The organism is Stenotrophomonas sp. YIM B06876 (genome assembly GCF_030711595.1).
GTDB lineage: Bacteria > Pseudomonadota > Gammaproteobacteria > Xanthomonadales > Xanthomonadaceae > Stenotrophomonas.
On sequence record NZ_JAUJUJ010000424.1, the window covers coordinates 1 to 681 of the forward strand.

Annotated in this window: 1 pseudogene; it reads left to right on the top strand. The window is 66.3% G+C overall.

From position 1 onward, the window contains the following. Nucleotides 1-464: 464 nt before the first annotated feature. Nucleotides 465-681 (top strand): annotated as a pseudogene (locus QZH66_RS17720) (hypothetical protein); the annotation flags it as partial.

A 681-nucleotide genomic window follows, 5' to 3' on the forward strand; every position in this document is an offset into this window, starting at 1 on the left:
TGGATCGAAGGTTATGAGCGCGTGGCCGAGCGGGCGCAGGAGCTGCCCCAGGTGCGCCAGGTGTACATGGCAGACCGCGAGGCCGACATCGTGGCCCTGCTGGTGCGGGCCAAGGAGTTGAACCATGCGGCTGACTACCTGATCCGCTGCCAGCATGACCGCGCCCTGCCAAGCGGCGGCAAGCTCTGGGCTCGGCTGGCACAGGCGCCTGTGCTGGGGCAGGTGCGCTTCGAGCTGCCCGCCGGGCGAGGCCGCAAGGCTAGAGCGGTGGTGCAGCGCATCCAGACTGAACGCATCGACATCAGTGATGGGGCCAAGGGCCGCCTGAGCGTCACCTGCGTGCTGGCCCAAGAGATAGACCCGCCAGTGGGCGCCAAGCCCGTGGTCTGGCGACTGCTCAGCAACCGGGCAGTGAACACCCTGGAGCAGNGACTGAACGCATCGACATCAGTGATGGGGCCAAGGGCCGCCTGAGCGTCACCTGCGTGCTGGCCCAAGAGATAGACCCGCCAGTGGGCGCCAAGCCCGTGGTCTGGCGACTGCTCAGCAACCGGGCAGTGAACACCCTGGAGCAGGCCGTGCAACTGGTGGACTGGTATCGAGCACGCTGGGAGATCGAGCTGTTCTTCCTGATCCTCAAGGAGGGCTGCCGCATCACCTACGGGCCTTACCTGGAAGATG